The 20,536-nt window shown below is 72.7% G+C and carries 19 protein-coding genes; 9 read left to right on the top strand and 10 right to left on the bottom strand.

The genetic code is table 11. The features are described from left to right. The first annotated feature begins 102 nt into the window (after positions 1-102). Both AB0J57_RS01920 and AB0J57_RS01915 read left to right on the top strand, forming a co-directional pair. Positions 103-627, top strand: coding sequence for a histidine phosphatase family protein (locus tag AB0J57_RS01920; protein ID WP_366125941.1), 525 nt, complete (start codon positions 103-105; stop codon positions 625-627). 161 nt (positions 628-788) lie between these two features. Then, on the top strand, positions 789-965 hold the full coding sequence (locus tag AB0J57_RS01915) for a hypothetical protein (protein ID WP_366125940.1): 177 nt from the start codon (positions 789-791) through the stop codon (positions 963-965). On the opposite strand, the gene AB0J57_RS01910 is transcribed toward AB0J57_RS01915, so the two are convergent. Continuing rightward, positions 932-3,139 (bottom strand): SpoIIE family protein phosphatase, encoded by a 2,208-nt coding sequence (locus AB0J57_RS01910; protein WP_366125939.1) that lies wholly within the window; start codon positions 3,137-3,139, stop codon positions 932-934. The two genes, AB0J57_RS01915 and AB0J57_RS01910, sit on opposite strands and share 34 nt — an antisense overlap. Before the next feature lie 161 nt (positions 3,140-3,300). Then, complete coding sequence (locus AB0J57_RS01905) at positions 3,301-4,041, bottom strand: SOS response-associated peptidase (protein ID WP_366125938.1); 741 nt, start codon at positions 4,039-4,041, stop codon at positions 3,301-3,303. 146 nt (positions 4,042-4,187) lie between these two features. On the opposite strand from AB0J57_RS01905, the gene AB0J57_RS01900 reads away from it, so the two are divergent. Then, positions 4,188-5,171: an ATP-dependent DNA ligase gene (locus AB0J57_RS01900; RefSeq protein ID WP_366126449.1), complete on the top strand. Its 984-nt coding sequence runs from the start codon at positions 4,188-4,190 to the stop codon at positions 5,169-5,171. An 80-nt stretch (positions 5,172-5,251) separates the two neighbouring features. On the opposite strand, the gene AB0J57_RS01895 is transcribed toward AB0J57_RS01900, so the two are convergent. Further along, on the bottom strand, positions 5,252-6,250 hold the full coding sequence (locus AB0J57_RS01895; protein ID WP_366126448.1) for a zinc-binding alcohol dehydrogenase family protein: 999 nt from the start codon (positions 6,248-6,250) through the stop codon (positions 5,252-5,254). Positions 6,251-6,381: 131 nt separating this feature from the next. Here AB0J57_RS01895 and AB0J57_RS01890 point away from each other — a divergent pair, with 131 nt between their 5' ends. Next, positions 6,382-6,801, top strand: coding sequence for a CBS domain-containing protein (locus AB0J57_RS01890; protein WP_366125937.1), 420 nt, complete (start codon positions 6,382-6,384; stop codon positions 6,799-6,801). Positions 6,802-7,014: 213 nt separating this feature from the next. On the opposite strand, the gene AB0J57_RS01885 is transcribed toward AB0J57_RS01890, so the two are convergent. After that, complete coding sequence (locus tag AB0J57_RS01885) at positions 7,015-8,169, bottom strand: site-2 protease family protein (RefSeq protein ID WP_366125936.1); 1,155 nt, start codon at positions 8,167-8,169, stop codon at positions 7,015-7,017. Positions 8,170-8,299: 130 nt separating this feature from the next. Between AB0J57_RS01885 and AB0J57_RS01880 the strand changes: the two genes are divergently transcribed. Together AB0J57_RS01880 and AB0J57_RS01875 are read left to right on the top strand one after the other, a co-directional pair. After that, positions 8,300-8,704: a hypothetical protein gene (locus tag AB0J57_RS01880; protein WP_366125935.1), complete on the top strand. Its 405-nt coding sequence runs from the start codon at positions 8,300-8,302 to the stop codon at positions 8,702-8,704. 186 nt (positions 8,705-8,890) lie between these two features. Next, complete coding sequence (locus tag AB0J57_RS01875; protein WP_366125934.1) at positions 8,891-10,117, top strand: M20 family metallopeptidase; 1,227 nt, start codon at positions 8,891-8,893, stop codon at positions 10,115-10,117. Between the two features lie 10 nt (positions 10,118-10,127). Here the strand turns inward: AB0J57_RS01875 and AB0J57_RS01870 are convergent, their stop codons facing one another. Together AB0J57_RS01870 and AB0J57_RS01865 are read right to left on the bottom strand one after the other, a co-directional pair. Beyond that, entirely contained in the window at positions 10,128-11,786 is a 1,659-nt protein-coding gene (locus AB0J57_RS01870) for an adenosine deaminase (RefSeq protein WP_366125933.1), read from the bottom strand. A gap of 142 nt (positions 11,787-11,928) precedes the next feature. Then, the gene (locus AB0J57_RS01865; protein ID WP_366125932.1) at positions 11,929-12,489 is read right to left on the bottom strand and encodes a hemerythrin domain-containing protein; all 561 of its coding nucleotides are present in this window, start codon (positions 12,487-12,489) and stop codon (positions 11,929-11,931) included. 488 nt (positions 12,490-12,977) lie between these two features. On the opposite strand from AB0J57_RS01865, the gene AB0J57_RS01860 reads away from it, so the two are divergent. The 3 genes from AB0J57_RS01860 to nhaA all read left to right on the top strand — a co-directional run bounded on the left by AB0J57_RS01860 (position 12,978) and on the right by nhaA (position 17,287). Next, on the top strand, positions 12,978-13,724 hold the full coding sequence (locus tag AB0J57_RS01860; protein WP_366125931.1) for a trypsin-like serine protease: 747 nt from the start codon (positions 12,978-12,980) through the stop codon (positions 13,722-13,724). Positions 13,725-14,191: 467 nt separating this feature from the next. Beyond that, a complete protein-coding gene (locus AB0J57_RS01855) occupies positions 14,192-15,727 on the top strand; it encodes an alanine/glycine:cation symporter family protein (protein WP_366125930.1) in 1,536 nt (511 codons plus the stop codon). A gap of 261 nt (positions 15,728-15,988) precedes the next feature. Next, positions 15,989-17,287 carry a Na+/H+ antiporter NhaA gene (gene nhaA / locus AB0J57_RS01850; RefSeq protein ID WP_366125929.1) on the top strand — a complete coding sequence of 433 codons (1,299 nt, stop codon included), beginning with the start codon at positions 15,989-15,991 and terminating at the stop codon, positions 17,285-17,287. Here the strand turns inward: nhaA and AB0J57_RS01845 are convergent. Genes AB0J57_RS01845 through AB0J57_RS01830 form a run of 4 tightly spaced genes read right to left on the bottom strand, consistent with a single transcriptional unit; the run spans position 17,257 to position 20,535 of the window. After that, positions 17,257-18,090, bottom strand: a complete 834-nt coding sequence (locus tag AB0J57_RS01845; protein ID WP_366125928.1) for an alpha/beta fold hydrolase — start codon at positions 18,088-18,090, stop codon at positions 17,257-17,259. The genes nhaA and AB0J57_RS01845 overlap by 31 nt on opposite strands. Before the next feature lie 20 nt (positions 18,091-18,110). After that, the gene (gene fabD, locus AB0J57_RS01840; protein WP_366125927.1) at positions 18,111-18,977 is read right to left on the bottom strand and encodes an ACP S-malonyltransferase; all 867 of its coding nucleotides are present in this window, start codon (positions 18,975-18,977) and stop codon (positions 18,111-18,113) included. After that, positions 18,974-19,480, bottom strand: coding sequence for a flavin reductase family protein (locus AB0J57_RS01835; protein WP_366125926.1), 507 nt, complete (start codon positions 19,478-19,480; stop codon positions 18,974-18,976). Before AB0J57_RS01835 ends, fabD begins: the two co-directional genes overlap by 4 nt. After that, positions 19,477-20,535 (bottom strand): MupA/Atu3671 family FMN-dependent luciferase-like monooxygenase, encoded by a 1,059-nt coding sequence (locus tag AB0J57_RS01830; RefSeq protein WP_366125925.1) that lies wholly within the window; start codon positions 20,533-20,535, stop codon positions 19,477-19,479. The genes AB0J57_RS01835 and AB0J57_RS01830 overlap by 4 nt, the downstream gene beginning before the upstream one ends. Between the last annotated feature and the right edge of the window lies 1 nt (position 20,536).

The raw sequence follows: 20,536 nt of genomic DNA, 5'->3' as shown, positions 1-20,536 counted from the left end.
TTGTGCGCCTCCAGGTGGTTCCCATGCATTTTGCCTGGCCAGCACTGGTAAGGGGTGCGAAGCTGGCAAAATCGGTATAACGGCTCGCGGTCTGGAGGCGCCGTGGCGGGACTGCACCGACTGGTCGTCCTGCGGCATGCGAAGTCCGCCCGGCCGCAGGGCGTGGACGACCACGACCGGCCGCTGGCCGAACGCGGCCTGCGTGACGCACCGGCCGCGGGGGAGTGGCTGCGGGACTCCGGTTACGCCCCGGACCTGGTCCTCTGCTCGACCGCCACGCGGGCGCGCCACACCTGGGACCTCGCCGCCGCGCGGCTCGCCGCCCGGCCCCCCGTACGCCACGACCGCCGGCTCTACGGCACCCACGCCGCCGACCTCCTCACCGTGATACGCGAAACCGCCGACGACGTGGGGACCCTGCTGCTGGTCGGCCACAACCCAGCCGTTCAGGAGCTCATCCTGCTGCTGGCGGCGGAGGCGCTCGGTGACGCCCTGGACCGTGTCCGGGAGAAGTTCCCGACCGCCGCGATCGCCGTCCTCGTCAGGCAGGGGCCCTGGCTGGAGATCACCCCTGGAGGAGCACTGCTCACCGACCTGGCCGTGGCACGCGGACCGAAGCCCTTGTGACCCCATGTCACCGACCCGGTGGCGCAGCGCGGCGGGGCGTCCCAGTGAGTCGAGCTCGTGCGCGATCCGCTGGAGCGTCAGCGGGTAGGCCCGCAGAGCGTTCATGTTCCGCCGGAAGCTCTCCCACTCACCTTCCGTCAAAGGGCGTTATGCAGTTCGCGGTGATCGCAGCGCTGGAGGAACGGCTGCCCGCCCGCACCTTCGTGGCCGCCGAGTGGCGCGCGCTCGGTGAGGGCCGGGACTGGCGCGTCCACCTGCCGCTGAACCAGGTCGAGCGGTGGATCCCCCTCCTCTTCGCCGGGGCCTACGTCCTGGGGTTCGCCGCCGCAGCCGGATGACGTCGGGGCCGGGTGCGCAGCAGGAGTACGGCGATGTCGTCGGTGTGCCGGCCGGTCGGCACGGTGCGCCGGATGAGGTGGTCGACGAGGTGGTCCAGCGGCTGGTCCCAGGCGTCCGCGAGGCGCCGTGCGAGGGTGGTGACGGCCTGGGTGAGGTCGGTGCCGGGAGCCTCGACCAGGCCGTCGGTGTAGAGGGCGAGGGTGGTCCCGGGCGGCAGCGGCACGCTGGTGATGGGGAAGCGCGCGTCCGTGCCGATGCCCAGCAGCGGGCCGGGTTCGATGTCGAGCACACGGGCGCCGGCGTGGTGGCCCGGGTCGTGGCCCGGGTCGTGCAGGATCGCGGGCGGGTGTCCCGCGCTGGCGAGGTCGATGCTCCGCCGGCCGAGATCGATGTGCGCGTAGAGGCAGGAGACGAACAGCTCGGTGTCGAGGTCGGCCAGGACGCGGTCGGTGCGGCGGAGGACCTCGGCCGGGTTCGCGCCGGCGGTGGCGTGGGCGTGGATGGCCGTGCGCACCTGTCCCATGAGGGCGGCGGCGGTGGCGTTGTGGCCCTGTACGTCGCCGATGATCGCGGCAGCGGTGGTGTCGGTGAGGCGGATCAGGTCGTAGAAGTCACCGCCGATCTCCATGCCGTGCGTCGCGGGAAGGTACCGCGCGGCGACGTCGAGCCCCGCCAGGGTGGGAAGGGCGTGCGGCAGCAGCGCCTGTTGCAGGTTGTGGGCGAGGTCGTGCTTGGCGTCGTAGAGGCGCGCGCGGTCCAGGGCCTGCGCGATGAGGCCGGCGAGGGACGTGAGGGCGGCGCGGTCGCCGGCGGTGAAGGTGTGCGGCCGGTCGTAGGACAGGATCAGGCAGCCGACCGTTCGGCCACGGGTGATCAGTGGCAGGAACGCCCAGGTCTGCTTCCCGCTGAGCGCCGGTGCCGACGGATGCGCCCGCGCCATCTCGGCGGGATCGGTGAAGAACTCGGGGACGCCCGTCGCCAGCACGCGCCCGGCGGGCGTGAGGTCGGTGTCCAGGGGCAGGCCGTCGAGGCGCTCGACGGCTCTCGCCAGGTAGCCGCGGTGCCCGGTGATCTTGAACCGGCCGGCGTCCGCCGTGGAAAGGACCATGCCCTGGGCTCCGAAGGCCGGCATGACCTGGTCGGCGACCAGGTCGATGACGTCCTGTACGCCCACGGTCTCCGTCAGGGCCGCGGCGAGGTGCAGCAACTGGTGGATCCGGCCCACGGCGGCGCCGTGCTCGGTGGCGGGGCGGGGTGAGCCCGGGGACGGCGGCACGAGACCCCGGGTACCGGCGGGCCGCGATGTGCGCCGGCTCCCGTCACTCGGGGTGATCAGGACGCTCATGCCGCTGTCGGCTGGGTAGAGCCGGAAGTCGAGCCACCGGTCGGGCGGGTGCAGAACGGTGTAGGCGACCGGCTCGCGGCTGAGTACGGCGGTGCGGTACTGGTCCTCGGAGTCGGGGTTGTCCAGCCAGGGCAGCGTCTGCCACGGCGGGGTGCCCAGGAGTTGCTCGGCGGTGCGGCCCAGCAGATCGACGGCGGCCGTGTTGACGTACGTGACGCGACCCTCCAGGTCCAGCGCCATGGTGCCGATGGGCAGGCGCTCGACGAGGTCCGCGGCCGCGAGCGCCGACTGCGGCGGGCCCGAGCCCGCACGGTTCAGGCGGATGAAACGCGGCTCGTCAGGGATGGCCGGCCGCCGGGCGCCTTCGTCCAGCAGACGGCCGATGCGCCGGGCGCTGGAGGTGAGGTGACCCCGCTCGCGGCGGGTCAGCACCGTGGGATGGCTGGCCGGCCACAACAGCAGCAGAGCGCCCCAGCACTGCCGGGCGCCGTCGAGCGGCGCGGCCGCCATGGCGAACCGGTAGGGCAGGGCCGCCGCGGTGCGCGGGTACACGCGGGCCATGTCGTCCTGCCCGCCCACCCACACCAGACGGTCCTCGCGTACGGCGTCGGAAACCGGACCGACGGTCGCGAGCGGCACCCGCCGCCACGGGGCGGCGACCACGGCCGACACGCCGCACATCACCACCAGGTGCAGCACCGGCTCGTCACCGGACAGCAGGTACACACCTCCGGCGGAGGCACCGGTACGGCGTACGACCGCGGCGAGTGCCTCGTCCGGGCGGGCGGCCTCCTGCGGCCGTTCAACGTGTCCGGTCAGTGGTCCCACCTCGCAAGCCGGCTCGGCGACAATCCGGAACGGCCACGCGCCCTATACCGGGACGATACGCCCGACCCGCGACGATGGCACGAGACCGTCTGCCGCCCGCGGGACGGTACGCGGGCCGGTACGCGGGCCGGGCCACAGCGGCGGCCGGCGCGAGGCGGTGCTCAGGAGGGGGCCTCGTTCAGGAGCTGGGGACCGTTGTTGCGGACGTTGTTGACGGCCGGGGAGACGGGCCGGGCGTTCAGGTGGCCGCCGGCGGGCTGGGTGAGCAGGGAGTGCAGCTCGTCCGGGTCCTGGTGCCGGGGGTCGAGCCAGGCGTCGTAGTGGTCGGAGGTGAGGGCGAGCGGCATACGGGGGTGGAGGCGGCCGGCGGCGTCGGTGGCCTCCGTCGTGAGGATGGTGCAGGTCACCAGCCAGGCCTCCGGGTCGTCGTCGCGCTTGACGTCGGGGTTGCGCCAGTACTCGTACAGGCCCGCGAGTGCCATCACCTGTTCGTCGGCGGGATGGAGGAAGTACGGCTGTTTGCGGGTCTTCCCGGTGGCCCGGTCCTCGACGGACTGCCACTCGTAGAAACCGTCGGCGGGCAGCAGGCAGCGGCGTTTGGCGAAGGCGGTCCGGAAGGCGGGCTTCTGGTGCGCGGTCTCCACGCGTGCGTTGATCAACCGTGAGCCGATCTTGGGGTCCTTCGCCCAGGACGGCACGAGGCCCCACCGCAGCGGCCGCAGTTCCCGGCCGGCCGGGGCCGCTGCATCCCCGCGCGGGGTGCGTTCGAGCACGGCGTACACATCATCGGTCGGGGCGACGTTCCAGCTCGGTGCGAGCGCCTCCTCCGGCCGCCAGTCGGTGACGCGGAAGAGCCGGGTGAGGTCCTCGGGGCTGCGGGTGGAGACGTAACGGCCGCACATACGGTCAGCGTGCCACGGCGTCAGGGGAACGGCTCGATGCCGCCCGGATGGCCGCCGCCCTTCCCGGGCCGGCCACGCCACTCGTGTCGATTTCGTCGCTACCGGGTGCTTATGTGGTGGTTGTGCTGGTGCCTCCGGTGGAGCCGATGCTGGCCCGGGCAGTGCCACGGCTGCCCGGGCCGGGCGCGTTGCCCGGAGGCACGGTGTTCGAACCCAAATTCGATGGCTTTCGGATGCTGGTGTTCTGCTCGGCGGGGGAGGTGTTCTTGCAGTCCCGGAGCGGACGCGACCTCGCCGCGGGGTTCCCGGAGATCGCGGAAGCGGCGATCGCGCTGGGCGAGGACGTGGTGATCGACGGCGAGGCCGTCATCCACACCGACGGCCGTTTCGACTTCGGCGCGCTCCAGCGACGCGGCACCCGCGATGCGCGAGCCGCCGCGGACCTCGCCCGTCGGCAGCCGGCCCACCTCATCGCGTTCGACCTGCTCCACCACCAGGGCGCCGACATGCTCACCTGGCCCTACCGCGAACGCCGTGCCGCGCTGGAATCGCTGTTCCAGGGACACGGACTGCACGCCCCGTGGGCGCTGACCCCCACGACGTCCACGGCCGACCAGGCGCAGCAGTGGATGCGCCAATGGGCCGCCGTGGGCGTGGAGGGGATCGTCGCCAAGGGCGCCGCCCAGCCGTACCGGCCCGGGCGCCGGGACTGGCGGAAGTACCGCTCCAGGGACACCGCCGAAGCCGTGATCGGTGCCGTCACCGGAACCCTGGCCCGCCCGGAGACCGTGCTGCTCGGCCGCTACACCGCCGAAGGCGACCTGCGGCTCGTCGCCCGCAGCGCCCCGCTTCCCGCGCCGCTGCGCACGGAGCTGGCCGCCCGGTTGCGCCCGGCCGGGCGGGAGCACCCGTGGCACGGCATGCGGGTGTCCTCGCACTGGGGGAGCCGCGACGAGCTGGAGTTCACTCCCGTGGCACCGCAGCTTGTGGCGGAGTTCCAGGGCGACACCGCGATCGACCGGGGCCGCTGGCGCCACCCCGTCCGGCTCCACCGGCTGCGTACCGACATGGTGATCGAGGACGTTCCCACGTACCGGGCCACGGATCCGCGCCGAGTGAACCCACGGTGACGATCGCCGCCGCCCCCCTGGCTGATCGCCCTGCCCTCTGCCCTCTGCCCCCTGCCCGCTGCCTGCCCGCGCCCGAGCCGTCAGCCGGGCACGCGCAGCACCGCCGCTCCGCGCACCCGGCCCGCGCTGAGGTCGTCCAGGGCCCGGTCCGCCCGGTCGAAGCCGTACGGGCTCACCGTCGCCTTCAGCCGGTACTCGGCCGCGGCGGCGAGGAAGTCGCGTCCGTCGTCGCGGGTGTTGGCGGTGACGCTGCGGATGGTCCGTTCGCGGAAGAGGTCGCGCCGGTAGTTCAGCGGCGGGACGTCGGAGAGGTGGATGCCGGCGATGCTGAGCGTCCCGCCGCTGTCGAGCGCTCGCAGGGCCACGGGCACGAGCGCGCCGGCCGGGGCGAAGAGGATCGCCGAGTCCAGCGGTTCCGGTGACGGCGCCTCCGCGTCCCGTGCGGAAGCGGCGCCGAGTTCGAGCGCGAGCGCCCGGGCGGCCGGTGACCGGGTGAACACGTGGACGACGGCGCCCCGGGCGATCGCGACCTGCGCGGTGAGATGGGCAGAGGCGCCGAAGCCGTAGATGCCCAGGCGGCCGCCCTCGGGGAGGCCGGCCAGGCGCAGCAGTGCCCGGTAGCCGATGATCCCGGCGCACAGCAGCGGGGCCAGCTCTTCGTCGGAGTACCCGGCGGGCAGCTCGTAGGCGTAGGGAGCGGGCACGGTGGCGTACTCGGCGTACCCCCCGTCCGCGTCCCAGCCGGTGTAGCGGGACGAGGGGCACAGGTTCTCCTGTCCCCGGGCGCAGTAGCGGCAGGTTCCGCAGGTCCTGCGCAGCCAGGGGATCCCGACCCGGGTGCCCACCCCGGGCGCGGTGACCCGGTCGCCGGCGGCGACGACCACGCCGACGGCCTCGTGCCCGGGAACGACCCGGTCCCGGTGCGGCGGCAGGTCACCGTCACGGACGTGAAGATCCGTCCGGCACACCCCGCACGCCCGCACCCTGACCAGCAGCTCGTCCGCCGCCGGCAACGGGACGGGCAGCCGGACGCACTCGACCGCCCTCCGCCGGGCGGCACGGGCCACCCATGCGCGCATCGTCCCCGGATCCCCGGTCCCGGCATCCACGAGCCACCTCCTCGACTTCATCAGACAGCGGCCGGCCCCGGATCGTCGAGGGAAGGGGAGGGCGATCGGGGTACACGTGGAGCGTTCGAAAGGAGGCGGCGATGGCGCGGAAGATACGGGAGGTCATGACGGCCGATCCGCTGGCGGTCGGGCCGCAGACCTCGGTGGTGGAGGTGGCCCGCCTCATGCGGGACGAGGACATCGGAGCCGTGCTGGTGACCGAGGGCGGGCAATTGCGGGGGCTGGTGACCGACCGCGACCTGGTGGTGCGCGTGCTGTGCCGTGGCGGCAACGCCGAGGACCACAGCGTCGCCGACGCCTGTAGCGCCGAGGTCGTCAGTGTGACCCCGGACGACGACATCCGCAGGGCGGTGGACCTGATGCGCCGGCATGCCCTACGGCGTCTGCCCGTCGTCGAGGAGGGCCGCCCGGTCGGCATCGTGTCCCTCGGGGACCTCGCCGTCGAACGTGACACCGACTCGGCCCTGTCCGAGATCAGCGCAGCCGACCCCAACGAGTGAGCCGCTCGGGCGGCGGCCGAGGGTTCGGCCCGGTGCACGGCGCCCGGCCGTTGCGCGGTTCATCCGGCGCGAAGTCGAGACCCGAGCCGGCCGGGCCCTGCGCGCCGGCCGCATCAGCGACGGCCCGACCGGCGCGGTCGACGTCGCCGACGACCACCTCACCGTCACCTGGACGGCGCCGAGGCGGGTCAGGGCCCGCAAGGCCGGCGCCGCTCAGCCCGGAGGCGCCGCGTCGCGCCGGGTCGCCGCGAGCCAGGTGATGGTGCGGTTGATGTCGGTGGGGGAGACGATGCCGACGAGGCGGCGGCTCTCCGGCTCCAGGACCAGTACGCGGTTCTCGCCGGCCGATTCCAGGCGTGGCAGGACGTCGCTGACGGGCTCGTCCGGTGACGCGGTGGCGACGTCACCGATGGGGGCCATCACCTCGGCCATGGTGGTCGATCCCCGCTGCGGCAGGGGCGTCCCGTCGATTCGGGCGACCGTCACCAGCCCGACCGGTGACCCGTCGCCCGCGACCACGGGGAACGCCGTGTGGCGGTGGTGGCCGAAGGGCGCGGCCGCCAGGAACTCCCCGACGGTCGTGTTCGCGCTCACCGTCACCGGGTCCGGCGTCATGACACCGCGTACGGTGACTCCGGCGAGCGTGCCGCGCATCTGCGCCTGCCGGCCCTCCGCGGTCGCGGCGGCGATCATGAAGCCACCGATCAGAGCCGTCCACAGTGCCGCGAACGACCCGGTGGCGAACATCGAGGCGAACCCGTAGACGACCAGCAGCCACCCGAAGCCACGCCCGGCCGTCGCCGCGATCACCGCCGCGCGCACCGGGTCCCCCGTGAACTTCCACAGGGCCGCGCGCAGCAGCCTGCCCCCGTCGAGCGGCGCGGCGGGGATGCTGTTGAACAGGGCCAGCACGATGTTGATGCCCGCCAGCCACGCGACGGACTCGACCACCAGCCCCGGTACGGACAGCAGCCCCAGCCAGGCCGCCAGGGCCCCGAAGACGATGCCGAGCAGGGCACTGATGAGCGGGCCCACTCCGGCGATGCGCAGCTCCGCGCCCGGGCTCGGCGCCTCGCTCTTGAGCCGGGCGACGCCGCCGAGCATCCACAGGGTCATGTCCTCGACCTCGATGCCGTTGCGCCGCGCGACGATCGCGTGGCCGAGCTCATGGGCCAGGATCGAGGCGAAGAACACCACGGCCACCGCGAGTCCCAGCCCCCAGTAGGCCGCCGCCGGGTGACCGGGGTAGGCGTGTGCGAGCCGCCCCCCGGCGAGGCTGACGGCCACGAGCCAGAAGATGACCAGGACGCTCCAGTTGACCGCCACCCGGACCCCGGCGATGCGTCCCAGCGTGAACGTTGCCTTCACCGTGTGCCTCCGCTCCGCCGCGGTGACCGGCCGCACAGGTCCCGCAGGTCCCTGCAACGGAGCACTTACCCGCGATCGCCGTGTTGAGGCGGATTATGGATAGCGGAGGTCCCGGAGGGAGGCGGCAACAGTGGCCCGGCCGGTGGTGGAGAACAAGGACGTGGTCGTACGGCTCCCATGGCGTGAAGCGCTCGTCGCCAGGCGCAAGGAGGTACGGGCACCCCTCACGGCCGTGCAGGACGCGAGGGTCGAACCGGACTGGTGGCGCGGCCTCCGGGGCACCACCGAGCGCGGGCAGTGGAGACCGGGCCGCTTCTGTCTCGGCACATGGCGGCACGCACGCGGCGCCGACTTCATGGCCGTGCACGGGGTCGGTCCCGTGGCGGTGGTCGATCTGCTGCCGGGCAGCGAGTTCTGCCGCCTCTCCGTCTCCACCGTCGACCCGGAAGGCGCCGTGCAGGCCGTCCGCATCGCCGCACGGCGGGCAAGAGGCGTGAACGGGCCGGCGCCGAAGAGACCGACGACGCCTGCCTGATGCTCCTCAGCCGCGACGTGCCGCGCCGTCGGCGCCCGACCACCGCTCCGGCGCACGGCCATCCGGCAGGCGATGCGTACGCGCGCGGCGCGTTGGGCAGGCATTCCCACCGACGGACCCGCCGTACTGATCGCCGGAGGAGAGACCCGTGCGCGTGGCCCTGCTGATCGGAACGCGGTGAACGGCGTGGCCGGCCCGGGCGCCGGAGGCGAGTGCGACGGGCTGCTCGGCGAGGCCCGCGCGTTGCTGCCCGGCCTCGTCGCCGTACGCCGCGAGCTGCACCGCGCCCCGGAGCTGGGCCGGCACCTGCCCCGTACGCAGCGCACGGTGCTGGAGGCGCTGGACGGGCTGGGGCTGACGATCGGCACGGGGGACCGGCTCAGTTCGGTGACCGCCGTGCTGGACGGTGCCCGCCCGGGGCCCTCCGTGCTGCTGCGCGCGGACATGGACGCGCTGCCCCAGCAGGAGGACACCGGGCTGGAGTTCGCCTCCGACGTGACCGGCGCCATGCACGCCTGCGGCCACGACCTGCATACGGCGATGCTCGTCGGCGCCGCCCGGCTGCTCGCCGCCCGCCGGAGCGGGCTGCCGGGGCGCGTGGTGTTCATGTTCCAGCCCGCCGAGGAGGCGGGCGGCGGCGCGCAGGTCATGATCGACGAAGGGGTGCTGGACACCCCGGACGGCAGCGGCGTGGCGGCGGCGTTCGCCCTGCACGTCACCACCCGATTCGAGAGCGGGACGGTCCATCTGCGTCCCGGCCCCATGCTCGCCGCCTCCGACCTCGTTCACCTCACCGTCCGAGGCCGGTCCGGTCACGCCTCCGCTCCGCACCTGGCCCTCGACCCCGTGCCGGTGGCGTGCGAGATCGTGCAGGCGCTCCAGACGATGGTGACCCGGACGGTGCACGTCTTCGACCCCGCCGTGGTCACCGTGGCCTCGATCCGGGCCGGGAGCACGACCAACATCATCCCGGAGACGGCCGAGCTCCACGGCACCCTCCGCACCCTCACCCCGGAGACCCGGCACAACGTGCGAGAGGGCATCGCCCGGGTCGCCCACCACGTGGCCGCCGCGCACGGGGCCGCCGTGGACGTGGAGCTGACCGAGGGCTATCCCCCCGTCCTCAACGACCCGGCCGTCACCGGCGTCCTGCGGGAGACCGCGGCCCGGCTGCTCGGGGACGACCGCGTCCGGCACTTGCCCGAGCCGGTCATGGGCGCCGAGGACTTCTCCTACGTCCTGCGGCGGGTGCCCGGCGCGATGGCGTTCCTCGGCGCTCGCCCGCCGGACGTCCCGGCCGAGGCGGCACCCGACTGCCACTCCAACAGGGTCGTCTTCGACGAGCCGGCCATGGCCACCGGTGCCGCGCTGCACGCGGCCGCGGCGCTGCGCTTCCTGTCCGGTGGCGCATGACCGGGCGGCGTCAGCGGCGGCCGGTGCCGAAGGTCCGCTCGAAGTGGACGAAGGCGGCTTCCTGACGCCACTGGGCGGCGGCCTTGGGGCTCGCGTTCAGCAGGCGGCGGCAGTCCGCGCCGTGCTTGGCGGCGTCGCCCGGGGAGGCGTCGGGGCGTACGCCGCGGCAGGCGGGCGCGAGACGGTAGCCGTCCCGGGTGGGGTTGCCCTGCCACAGGCCGGCGCCGGGGAGGAAGGCGTACTCCAGCGAGGCGCGCGCCAGGTCCTTCAGCTCCCGGTAGGTCAGGCCGTAGGTCTCGGCGGCGTACTGGTACTCGTGGCTGATGTCGATGCGGCTGACGCCGGGGTCGTCGGTGGCCAGCACGACGGGAACGCCGTACGAGCGGTACGTCCCGAAGGGGTGGTCGGCACCGCGTACGCCCAGGATCTGGGCGTTGCTGGTGAACGGGACCTCGACGGCGATCTCACGGGCGGCCATGGTGCGGGCGGTGCGCCGCCAGTCGTCCTCGTGGACGAGGTCGACGCCGTGGCCGATGCGTTCGGCGCGGGCGACGCCGACGGCGTCCTTGATGTGGAACTTCAGGTCCTCGGGCTTGACCAGTCCGGGCCACAACTCGCCCGCGTGGAGGGTCACATGGGCCTTCGGGTAGACGCCGCGCAGATACTTGAGCATGCGCATGTGCAGGCCGTAGTCGCGCAGCGCCGTGTCTCCGTCCTCGGGCTGGACGAGGTTGACCGCGACGAACCGGGGGTCGCGCTCGGCCAGCCGCATGCCGAGCGCCATCTGCGTGAAGACCCGCTCCGGTGAACTGCCGCGCGACACCTGGGAGATCCAGCGGACGGGCAGCCGGCAGCCGGGTTCCGGCCGGCTCGTGCCGCAGCGGGCGGCCGTGCGGAACTCGGCGGCGGTGTCGTCGGCCTCCTTACGGGCCTGGGTGACGATGCCGTCCAGCCGGCCCCCGGCGACGAGCTTGCGGTGCAGCGTGGCGAGGTCGGGGTCCCAGCCGACCTGGGCGGCGAGGGTCTTCGCGCCCTCGGAGGCCGGGGTGACCATGGTCTCCAGATAGAACTGGTTCTGCGCGGCGGCGCCGTTCGCGACCTCGGCGAGCTGCTTCCCCCGGTGCCGCCAGGTGACCTCGCCGAACTTGCCGAAGGTGGCGAAGAAGTGGTCGTGTCCGTTGCCGCCCGGCGGGAAGTCCTGCATGGACCACGCTCGTACGATCGCGTCGTGGAACGCCCGGTCGGTGCGGGCCTCGGCGGCCGGCCGGGTGCCGGGACCGCAGGGCGGCGCGACGGCGGTCATCGTCCCGGTGTCGATGCACAGCCCGTCCTCGGCGGCCAGCTCGATCAGGTACTCGGTGGTGACCGCGCCGGACAGGTGGTTGTGCAGCTCCCCGCCCTTGGGCAGGTGGCGGAAGAAGGCGCGCAGCAGGTGGGGGCTGCGGCGGATCGCGTGCAGGTAGGCGGCGGTGCCCGCCTCCAGGGCCGTGGTGACCGGGCGCGGCGGAGGCGCGGCCCGGTGGGGCCCGGGTGCGGCTGCCGCGGTCGGTGCGGCCTGGGCCGGCAGGGCGGGCAGGGCGGCGAGTGACGACAGCAGCGTCAGGGTTCCGAGGCCGGCGGCGGCGAGAGCGCGGGGCCGGCGCGGGCGCAGAGGGGTGGGAGCGTTCACCCCCGCATGATCACGGCAGGAGGTCGCCGAGGTGCGGCTGCGAACCGGCGTGTGCGGACCGACCACTCGCGCGGGTGACCGCATGCGTCCCTCCCCGGGCGCGGAGCACCGGGGAGGGACGCATGCGGCCGCTTACCCGGTGTCAGCCGCGTCCGCGACCGGTGAGCATGTCGCGCAGGCGGTCGACCATGCCGGCGCCGGGGGCGAGGAGCTTGTTCGCGGGAGGCGTGTCGGGGGCGGAGGGGTGCGGGCGGGTGGGGGCGGTCTTCTTCGCGCTGCGGATCTTCTCCCCCAGCTCGTCGAGGGCCTTGGGCGAGCAGGATTCGGCGAGGAGGGGGAAGAGCCGGCCCTCCTCGTCGCTGACGTGGGCGGTCACCGTCGACTTGAGGCGGCTGATGAGGGTGTCGAACCGCGCGTCACCCGGTCGGCAGCCTTCGAGCTCCTTGAGCATGCGCTCGACCTCGCCGTGGTCGGCGATCTCCTTGTCGGCCAGGTCGTCCCCGTCGTCCACGTACCGGCGCACCGCCGGGTACAGGTACATCTCCTCGGCCACGGCGTGCCGGACCAGCTCCATGGTCAGCTCATCGGCCAGCTCCCGCCGCTGCTCATCGCCGGCGGGCAGTCCTTCGATCTTGGTGAAGAGGCCGTCCACCTCGCGGTGATCGGCCGTGAGCTCCTGAATGACGTTGCCGCCATGTCCCATGGTCGTTTCTCCTTCGTCTCCGGGGTCGCCGGGCCGGCGCACTGCCAGGCCCACATGCCTGTCGGGGCTATTCGTCCCCGGGGCGGTCCGGCCCGGTGTCGTCAATGCCTTCCGTGTCACCCGAGCGGCGGGCATCACACGCGCCGGTTCCCGACGGGGCCGTCGCCCGGAACGAGGTGGTGAACAGGCGCGCCGGCCTCCCGGCGTCCCGGCACGGGCACCATTCCCGCTGCTGAACCGGGGCACGGGGCGGGCGCCACGCACAAGATCGAAGCCGTCAACTCCCCGCGCCGAAGGGGCCGTTGGCGGTCAAGTTTTGCCCTTCAACCTCTTGCGGGCGCGGCGGCGCTTCTGTCAGATTCGCCGCAGCCGAGATGGCATGCACGCGACAAGCCCACCCAAGCTCGCGTGTGCGGTCATCGCCACATACCTGTGCGGCACACGGTCCTCACCGAGGACCCTCCAACCCCCACACAATGGAGACGAACGTGCGAACAGCCAGACTGGTGCCCGCCCTCGCGGCCACCGCCCTCTCCGTCTTAGGTCTCGCTCCCACCGCCGCGGCGCAGACGGCGCAGACGGCGCCGCCCGCCGGTGCGTCCGCTGTCGCGCCCGGCGCCGAGGTCCAGCCCATCATCGGCGGCGGCTACGCCAACAACGCCCCCTGGGCGGCCCGCCTGTTCTCCAACGGCCGGCAGACCTGTAGCGCGTCGATCATCGCCCCGACCTGGATCCTCACCGCGAAGCACTGCGTCGGGGGAGGCGGCCTGTCGTTCCGCATCGGCAGCCTCGACCAGACCACCGGCGGCACCGTGGCCAACGGCGTGAGCGTCCACAACCACGCGTCCTCGGACATGTCGCTGGTCAGGCTCGACCGTTCCGTGCCGGGCACGTACGCGCGCCTCGGCCAGCCGGGGTCCGTGTCGGTGAACCAGACCGTCCAGGTGTACGGCTGGGGCGCCACCTCCCAGTGCGGTTCGGAGATCAACTGCCAGTCCCGGTATCTGAAGGTCGCCGACGTCATCGTCACCGGCGGCTGCCGTGACGCCTACAACGGCTCGGCCATCTGCGCCCGCCGCGGCAACGGCATCACGGCCGGCGGCGACTCGGGCGGTCCGATGATGGCCAACGGCATCCAGGTGGGCGTCGCCTCCACGAGCGACCGCCAGACCACCACGGCGTACACCAACGTGACGGCGTACCGCTCCTGGATCCAGAGCGTCGCGGGCGTCTGACCGAACATGACGCGACCGGTGCCCTCCACCGTGCCACGGTGGAGGGCACCGACCTGTCATGCCGGCCGGCGGGCCGGTCTCGCGGCGGCGCCGGCCCACTCGTAGCGGGGGTCATGGGGCCGCCGACCGCATTTAGGTGTCCGATGAACGGACCCCGGTGGCCGGATAACGGTCTGGTCTCGTTCGCTGGCACTTTCGAAGATTACTGACGGTCATGTGATCCGCATCACTAAAGAACGTGTAAAGGGCGTGGTAGAACTGCGCAACTCCGCAGGTGGCCCCACCCCTCGCCGCCGCGCGGAGCACCGGCACACAGGCCGGCCGCACGACCAGGGTGGTCACGGTCCGAGTCCGCGGACACTCCACCCAGGGTCGCCGATCGGACAACGGCGTTCGCTCAAAGACCGCACATCTTTTGCCGGCGCGACCTCCCGCGCGCCGGTCCCCGCGCCATCGAGGTAGTCACTGTGTCACTCGACTCCATCACCACGTCCGTCGACGAAGCCGTCAGCGGATTCTTCGAGCCCATAGCCACCTGGCTCGGAGAAGTCGTCTTCTACTCCGTCCCCGTCGCCGGCACGGAGCTCCCGCTGATCGTCGCCTGGCTCGTCGTCGCAGGTCTGGTCTTCACCGCCTGGTTCGGATTCGTCCAGATCCGCAAGTTCCGCCTGGCCCTCGACGTGGTGCGCGGCAAGTACGACGAGAAGGGCTCGGCCGGTGAGGTCAACCACTTCCAGGCCCTGACCGCCGCCGTCTCCGGCACCGTCGGCCTGGGCAACATCGCCGGTGTGGCCGTCGCCGTCTCCATCGGTGGCCCCGGTGCCACGTTCTGGATGATCCTGTGCGGCCTGCTCGGCATGGCCACCAAGTTCGTCGAGGTCACCCTCGGTGTGAAGTACCGCGAGGTCCACGCCGACGGCACCGTCTCCGGCGGCCCGATGCACTACCTGCCCAAGGGTCTCGCGGACCGCTTCGGCGCGGGCGGCAAGAAGCTCGGCAAGGTCCTCGCCGTCCTCGCCTCCGCCTTCGTGCTGTTCTTCGGCCTCTTCGGCGGCAACCTCTTCCAGGTCAACCAGTCCTACGCCCAGATCGTCTCCGTCACCGGCGGCGACAACGGCCTGATGGGCTCCTCGGCCGGCGCGCTGTTCTTCGGCATCCTCGTCGCCGCCCTCGTGGGCATCGTGCTGCTCGGCGGCATCCGCTCCATCGCCAACGTCACCAGCAAGCTCGTCCCGGCCATGGCCGGCATCTACATCGCCGCCTGCCTGGTCGTCATCCTGGTCCACGTCACCGCCGTCCCCGCCGCCATCGCCACCATCATCGAAGGCGCCTTCAACCCCGAGGGCGTCGCCGGTGGTGTCCTCGGCGCGCTGATCATCGGCTTCAAGCGGGCCGCGTTCTCCAACGAGGCCGGTCTCGGCTCCGCCCCCATCGCGCACTCCGCGGTCAAGACCAAGCACCCCGCGAGCGAGGGCCTGGTCGCGCTGCTGGAGCCGTTCATCGACACCGTCATCATCTGCACGATGACCGCGCTGACCATCGTCATCGCCAACCCCGCGAGCTGGGCCGAGGCCCGCAAGGGCGAGTCCATCGGCGGCGTCACCATCACCTCCGACGCCTTCGGCACCGTCATGCCGTGGTTCCCCTACATCCTCACCGTCGCGGTCCTGCTCTTCGCCATCTCCACGGTGCTCACCTGGGGCTACTACTGCATGAAGGCCTGGACGCACCTGTTCGGCCGCAGCAAGGCCAGCGAGCTGACGTACAAGATCGTCTACACCCTGTTCGCCGTCGGAGGCTCGCTCCTCACCCTCCAGACGCTGATCGACATGGCCGACGCCGTGCTCTTCATGCTCGCCGTCATCAACATCATCGGCCTCTACCTCCTCGCCCCCGTCGTCAAGCGCGAACTCAACTCCTTCCTCGAGTTCGTCCGCGCCCGCAACGCCGGCGAAATCACCGACGAGGACGACGACCAGGAGCCGATGAAGACCACCGTCTGACCGCCCCCGCGGCCCGGCTCCTGAGCGGCCCGTTCCCACCTCGCGCCTTGGTGGGAACGGGCCCGCTCGCCATGCCTGTTGACCGTGTTTCAGCAGGTGAAACCGGGTCTGGCGGGGGAGTGGACAGACGGTTATGGTGTGAAGAACGCGTCAAGGGCCGCCGCTCGGCGGCGGCATACGGCGCGCGGTGTGCCGGGAAGTCTGGTCGGCGTCCCAGGGGCCCGTATGCCCTCGAACCGATCCCTTCCCGGAGGCCCACCGATGGCTGCTGCCCCGCGCGAGCGTTCCCCCTTCCTCGGAATCCTGCCCCTGCCGGAACGCAACGCCGTGGTGCAGGCGCTGAGGACGGAGACGGTCGGCGGTCTCATCCTCCTCATCGCGGCCGTGGTGGCCCTGATCTGGGCAAACTCCCCCTGGGCCGGCACCTACGAGCACATACGCGACTTCCACTTCGGCATACCGGCGCTCGGCCTGGACCTCTCCGTCGGCCACTGGACCGCCGACGGCCTGCTCACGATCTTCTTCCTCGCCGCCGGCATCGAGCTCAAGCGCGAACTGGTCGTCGGCGAACTGCGCACCCCCGCCACCGCCGCGCTCCCGGTCGTCGCGGCCGCCGCTGGCATGGTCGTCCCCGCCGCCTTCTACGCCCTCACCGCATCGGCGGGCGGCGGCAGCCTCAACGGCTGGGCGGTGCCGATGGCCACCGACATCGCCTTCGCCCTCGCCGTGCTCGCCGTCCTCAGCAGCCACCTCCCCGCCGCGCTGCGGGCGTTCCTGCTGACCCTCGCCGTCGTGGACGACCTGGGCGGCATCCTCGTCATCGCGGTGTTCTTCACCAGCGACCTCAACTTCACCGCGCTCGGCGGTGCGCTGGCCGGACTGGTCCTCTTCTACGCGCTCCAGCGCCTCCGCGTGCGCGGCTGGTGGTGGTACGTCCCCCTCGGCCTCGCCATCTGGGCGCTGATGTACCACGGCGGCGTCCACGCCACCGTCGCCGGCGTCGCCATGGGCCTGATCCTCCGCACCACCCGCGACGAGGGCGAGACCGCTTCACCCGCCGAACGCACCTCCCACCTCCTCCACCCCGTCTCCGCGGGGGTCGCGGTACCGCTCTTCGCCCTCTTCGCCTCCGGTGTCAGCGTGACGGCCACCTCCCTGGGGCAGGTGTTCACCGAACCGGAACCGCTGGGTGTGGTGCTGGGCCTGGTCGCCGGCAAGACGCTCGGCATCTTCGCCGGAACCTACCTCGCCGCCCAGTTCACCCGTGCCCGCCTCAACCCCGACCTCGCCTGGGCGGACGTCTTCGCGCTCGCGGTGCTCGGCGGCATCGGCTTCACCGTCGCACTGCTCATCGGCGAGCTGGCCTTCCCGGACCCGGCCGCCGCCGGGCAGATCAAGGCGGCCGTCCTCGTCGGCTCCCTCGTCGCCGCGTCCCTCGCCGCCCTCCTCGTCAAGCGCCGCAACGGCATGTACCGGCGCCTGTACGAGGAGGAGAACCGCGACGACAACCACGACGGCATCCCCGACATCTACCAGCGAACCGGCCCCGCCGCCCGCTGACCGGCACGCGTCCGGGGAGCGCGCGGCAGCAGCCCGTCCAGCTCCAGCTCCAGTTGCGCGACGAGCGAGGCCTCCTGCCCCTGGAAGTAGAAGTGGCCGCCCGGGAACAGGTGCTGCCCGACCAGGCGTTCCGCGCCGTCGGCCCAGGCCGTCAGCGCGTCCACGGGCACCACGGTGTCGTCCTCCCCGCCGAAGAGCGAGAGGGGCACCGACACCCTGCCCGCCGCGCCGGGGTGGGGCCGCCACCGTTCCGTGACGGCGAAGTCGGCCCGTACCCGGGGCTCGAAGACGGCCCAGACGTCCTCGTCCTCCAGCAGGGCGGACGGCAACCCGCCCATCTCCGCGAGCGCGGTACGCAGCTCCGGCGCCGGAAGGGTGTGCAGCCGTATCTGGTCGGGAAGGTGCTCCCCGTACGGTGCCTCGCACGCCGAGACACCGAGCCAGACGGGCGCCGGCAGACCGCGCGCCGCGAGCTGCACCGTCATCTCGTAGGCGACGAGGCCCCCCATGCTGTGGCCGAACAGCGCGAAAGGCACGTCGAGCAGTCCTTCGACGTCGTCGAGGAAGAAACCGGCGAGCTCCGGGGCGCTCTCGTAGGGCGGCAGGTGGCCGAGGGTGCCACGGCCGGGGGCCTCCAGGAGGCAGACGTCCCAGTCCTCGGGGAACAGGGGCGCCCACGCCGTGTACGCGAGGTGCGATCCGGCCGCGTGGTGCAGCAGGAACAGGCGCAGCGTGGGATCGGCGACCGGGCGCGGCCTGACGAGTGAGACGCCGGCCGGGCGCGGTGCGGCGAGGTCGGTCATGAACGGATCTCCTTGGTGCCTCATGCGTGCCTGATGACGCGTGGCTGGTGCGTGCGAAGGTCCCGCAGCATGCGGGTGAGCGTGCTGCCCGCGCCGATCTCCACGAACTCGGCGTCGGGCGTGTCCAGTGCCTGGACGGTCTCCCGCCACAGCACCGGGTGGTGGATCTGTTCGGCCAGCAGGCCGGCGATCCCGTTCGCCGGGTAGGGCCGGGCGGTCCGGTTGGCGATCACGGGGATGGCGGGGGCGGCGAGCGTGACCGCCCGCAGCGCGGGGGCGAACTCCTCGGCCGCCGGTGCCATGTGGGTGCTGTGGAAGGGGCCGCTGACATCCAGGCGGCGAACCCGGCGGGCGCCCGCGTCGAGGAGGAGCGCCTCGGCCTCCTCCAGCCCGTCCTCGGGACCGGCGATCACCGTCTGGTCCGGCGTGTTGAAGTTCGCCACCTGCACCGCGTCCAGGCCCGCGCGGCGCAGCAGCAGCCGCAGCACCGCCTCGTCGAGGCCCAGCACCGCCGCCATGCCGCCCCCGGTGACACGGGCCATGGCACGCGCCCTGGCCACCACCAGCCGCAGCCCGTCGGCGAACCCGAACACCCCGGCCGCCTCCAGGGCGTTGTACTCGCCCAGGCTGTGGCCGATGGCCACGTCCGGGGCGGCCCCCTCGGCGCGTGCCGCCCGCAGGGCCATCGCGTTGACCACGTACACGGCGGGCTGGGTGTACTCGGTGCTGCCCAGACGGCCCTCCGGATCGTCCAGGCACAACTCCCGTATCGAATGGCCGAGGATGGCATCGGCCTCGCGGACCAGGGCGGGGAAGCGGTCGAACAGCTCGCCGCCCATGCCGGCGTGCTGGGTACCCTGTCCGGGGAACATGAAGATGCGTGTCACGTACGTTCCTTGATCTGGACGGCCGGTCCGGGCAGCAGGCGGCTGTCGTGGAAGAGCAGGGGCGGCTCGTCGGACAGCACGTCGAACGCCTCGACATCCCCCAGGACCACGGTGTGGTCACCGGCCGAGTGGGTCGCGCGCACCGAGCAGTCGAAGTACCCGACGGCGTCGAGGAGGACCGGTGCCCCGGAGTGCGGGCCCGGCTTCCACGGCCGTCCGGCGAACGCGTCCTCGCCGTCCGGCCGGGCGGGATCGGCGAACCAGCGTGCGTCGGAGGTCTGGCGGGCGGACAGCAGGCTGACCGCGAAGGCGCCGCTGCGCACGATCCGCGAGCGGAGGCGGGAGCGCTGCCCGAGCGCCACCATGATGACGAGCGGGTCCAGGGAGACGGTGGCGAAGGCGTTCACGGTCGTCCCGTGCGGCCGTCCGCCGTCGATCCCCGACACCACCGTCACCCCGGTGGGGAAACGGCCTGCGGTGCGCCTGAAGTGGCTGGTGGTCATACGAAGGTCTTCCGCAGTTCGTTGAGGTGGGTGAGGCCGTCGAGGACGACCTTGGCGGGCAGTCCGAAGTCGATCAGGCAGGCGACCTCGTCCACGCCCAGCCCGCGCATCCGCTCCACGACGCGCCGCGCCTTCGGCACCGTGCCCAGGAGACCGCCGTCGTCGAAATAGCGGTCGAAGGCCCGGTCGACGAGGAAGTCCACGTCCTTCTCGCGGAGCCGGGACGGGTCGATCTTGCGGGCACCGGCCACCCCGGAGCCCAGCAACAGCCCCAGGGAGCTGCGCAGGTACGCCCGCAGCGGCCCGCGCACCAGCTCCCGGGCGGCGTCGTCGTCCTCACCGAGGAACGTGTGCACCATGACCACCACGTGACCGGGCCAGCCGTCGGCGCCGGGCCGGGCCCTGACCGCTTCGTGGTACGCGGCGATCTTGGCCGCGAGTTCGTCGAGGTCCTGGCCCAGAAGGTGGGTCAGGACACCGGCGCCCAGGCGGCCCGCGTTGCGGAACGTCTCGACGCCGCCGGCGCTGGTGATCCACAGGGGCAGGTGGCGCCGCACCGGCGGCGGGTAGGCGCGGACCCGCTTCTCCTCCCCGGCGCCGTCCAGCACCGTCATCTCCTCGCCCCGCCACAGCGCACGCACCTGCTCGGCGGCGTCCAGCATGAGCTGCCGGCGGTCCTCGTACGCCTCCGGGCGCAGCGCGAAGTCGACCGCGTGCCACCCGGAGGCGAAGGCGAGCCCGACGCGGCCGCCGGAGATGTTGTCGACGACCGCCCACTCCTCCGCGATCCGCAGCGGATGGTGCAGCGGGGCGACGACACTGCCCGCGCGGATGCCGACGCGGCGGGTCGTGGCGGCGATTGCGGCGCCGGTCACGGACGGGTTCGGGTAGAGGCCCCCGAAGGGGTGGAAGTGGCGCTCGGGCGTCCACACGGCGGTGAAGTCGTTCTCGTCGGCGAACCGGGCTCCTTCGAGCACCAGGTCGTAGCGGTTCCCACCGGCCGCGGCGTCGCCGCCGTCACCGTCGTCACCGAAGTAGAACAGGCTGAAATCCATG

It is taken from the genome of Streptomyces sp. NPDC049837 (genome assembly GCF_040674455.1).
Taxonomy (GTDB): domain Bacteria; phylum Actinomycetota; class Actinomycetes; order Streptomycetales; family Streptomycetaceae; genus Streptomyces.
The sequence above is the reverse complement of the archived record's forward strand: the minus strand, read 5'-3'. Positions and strand labels throughout refer to the sequence as shown.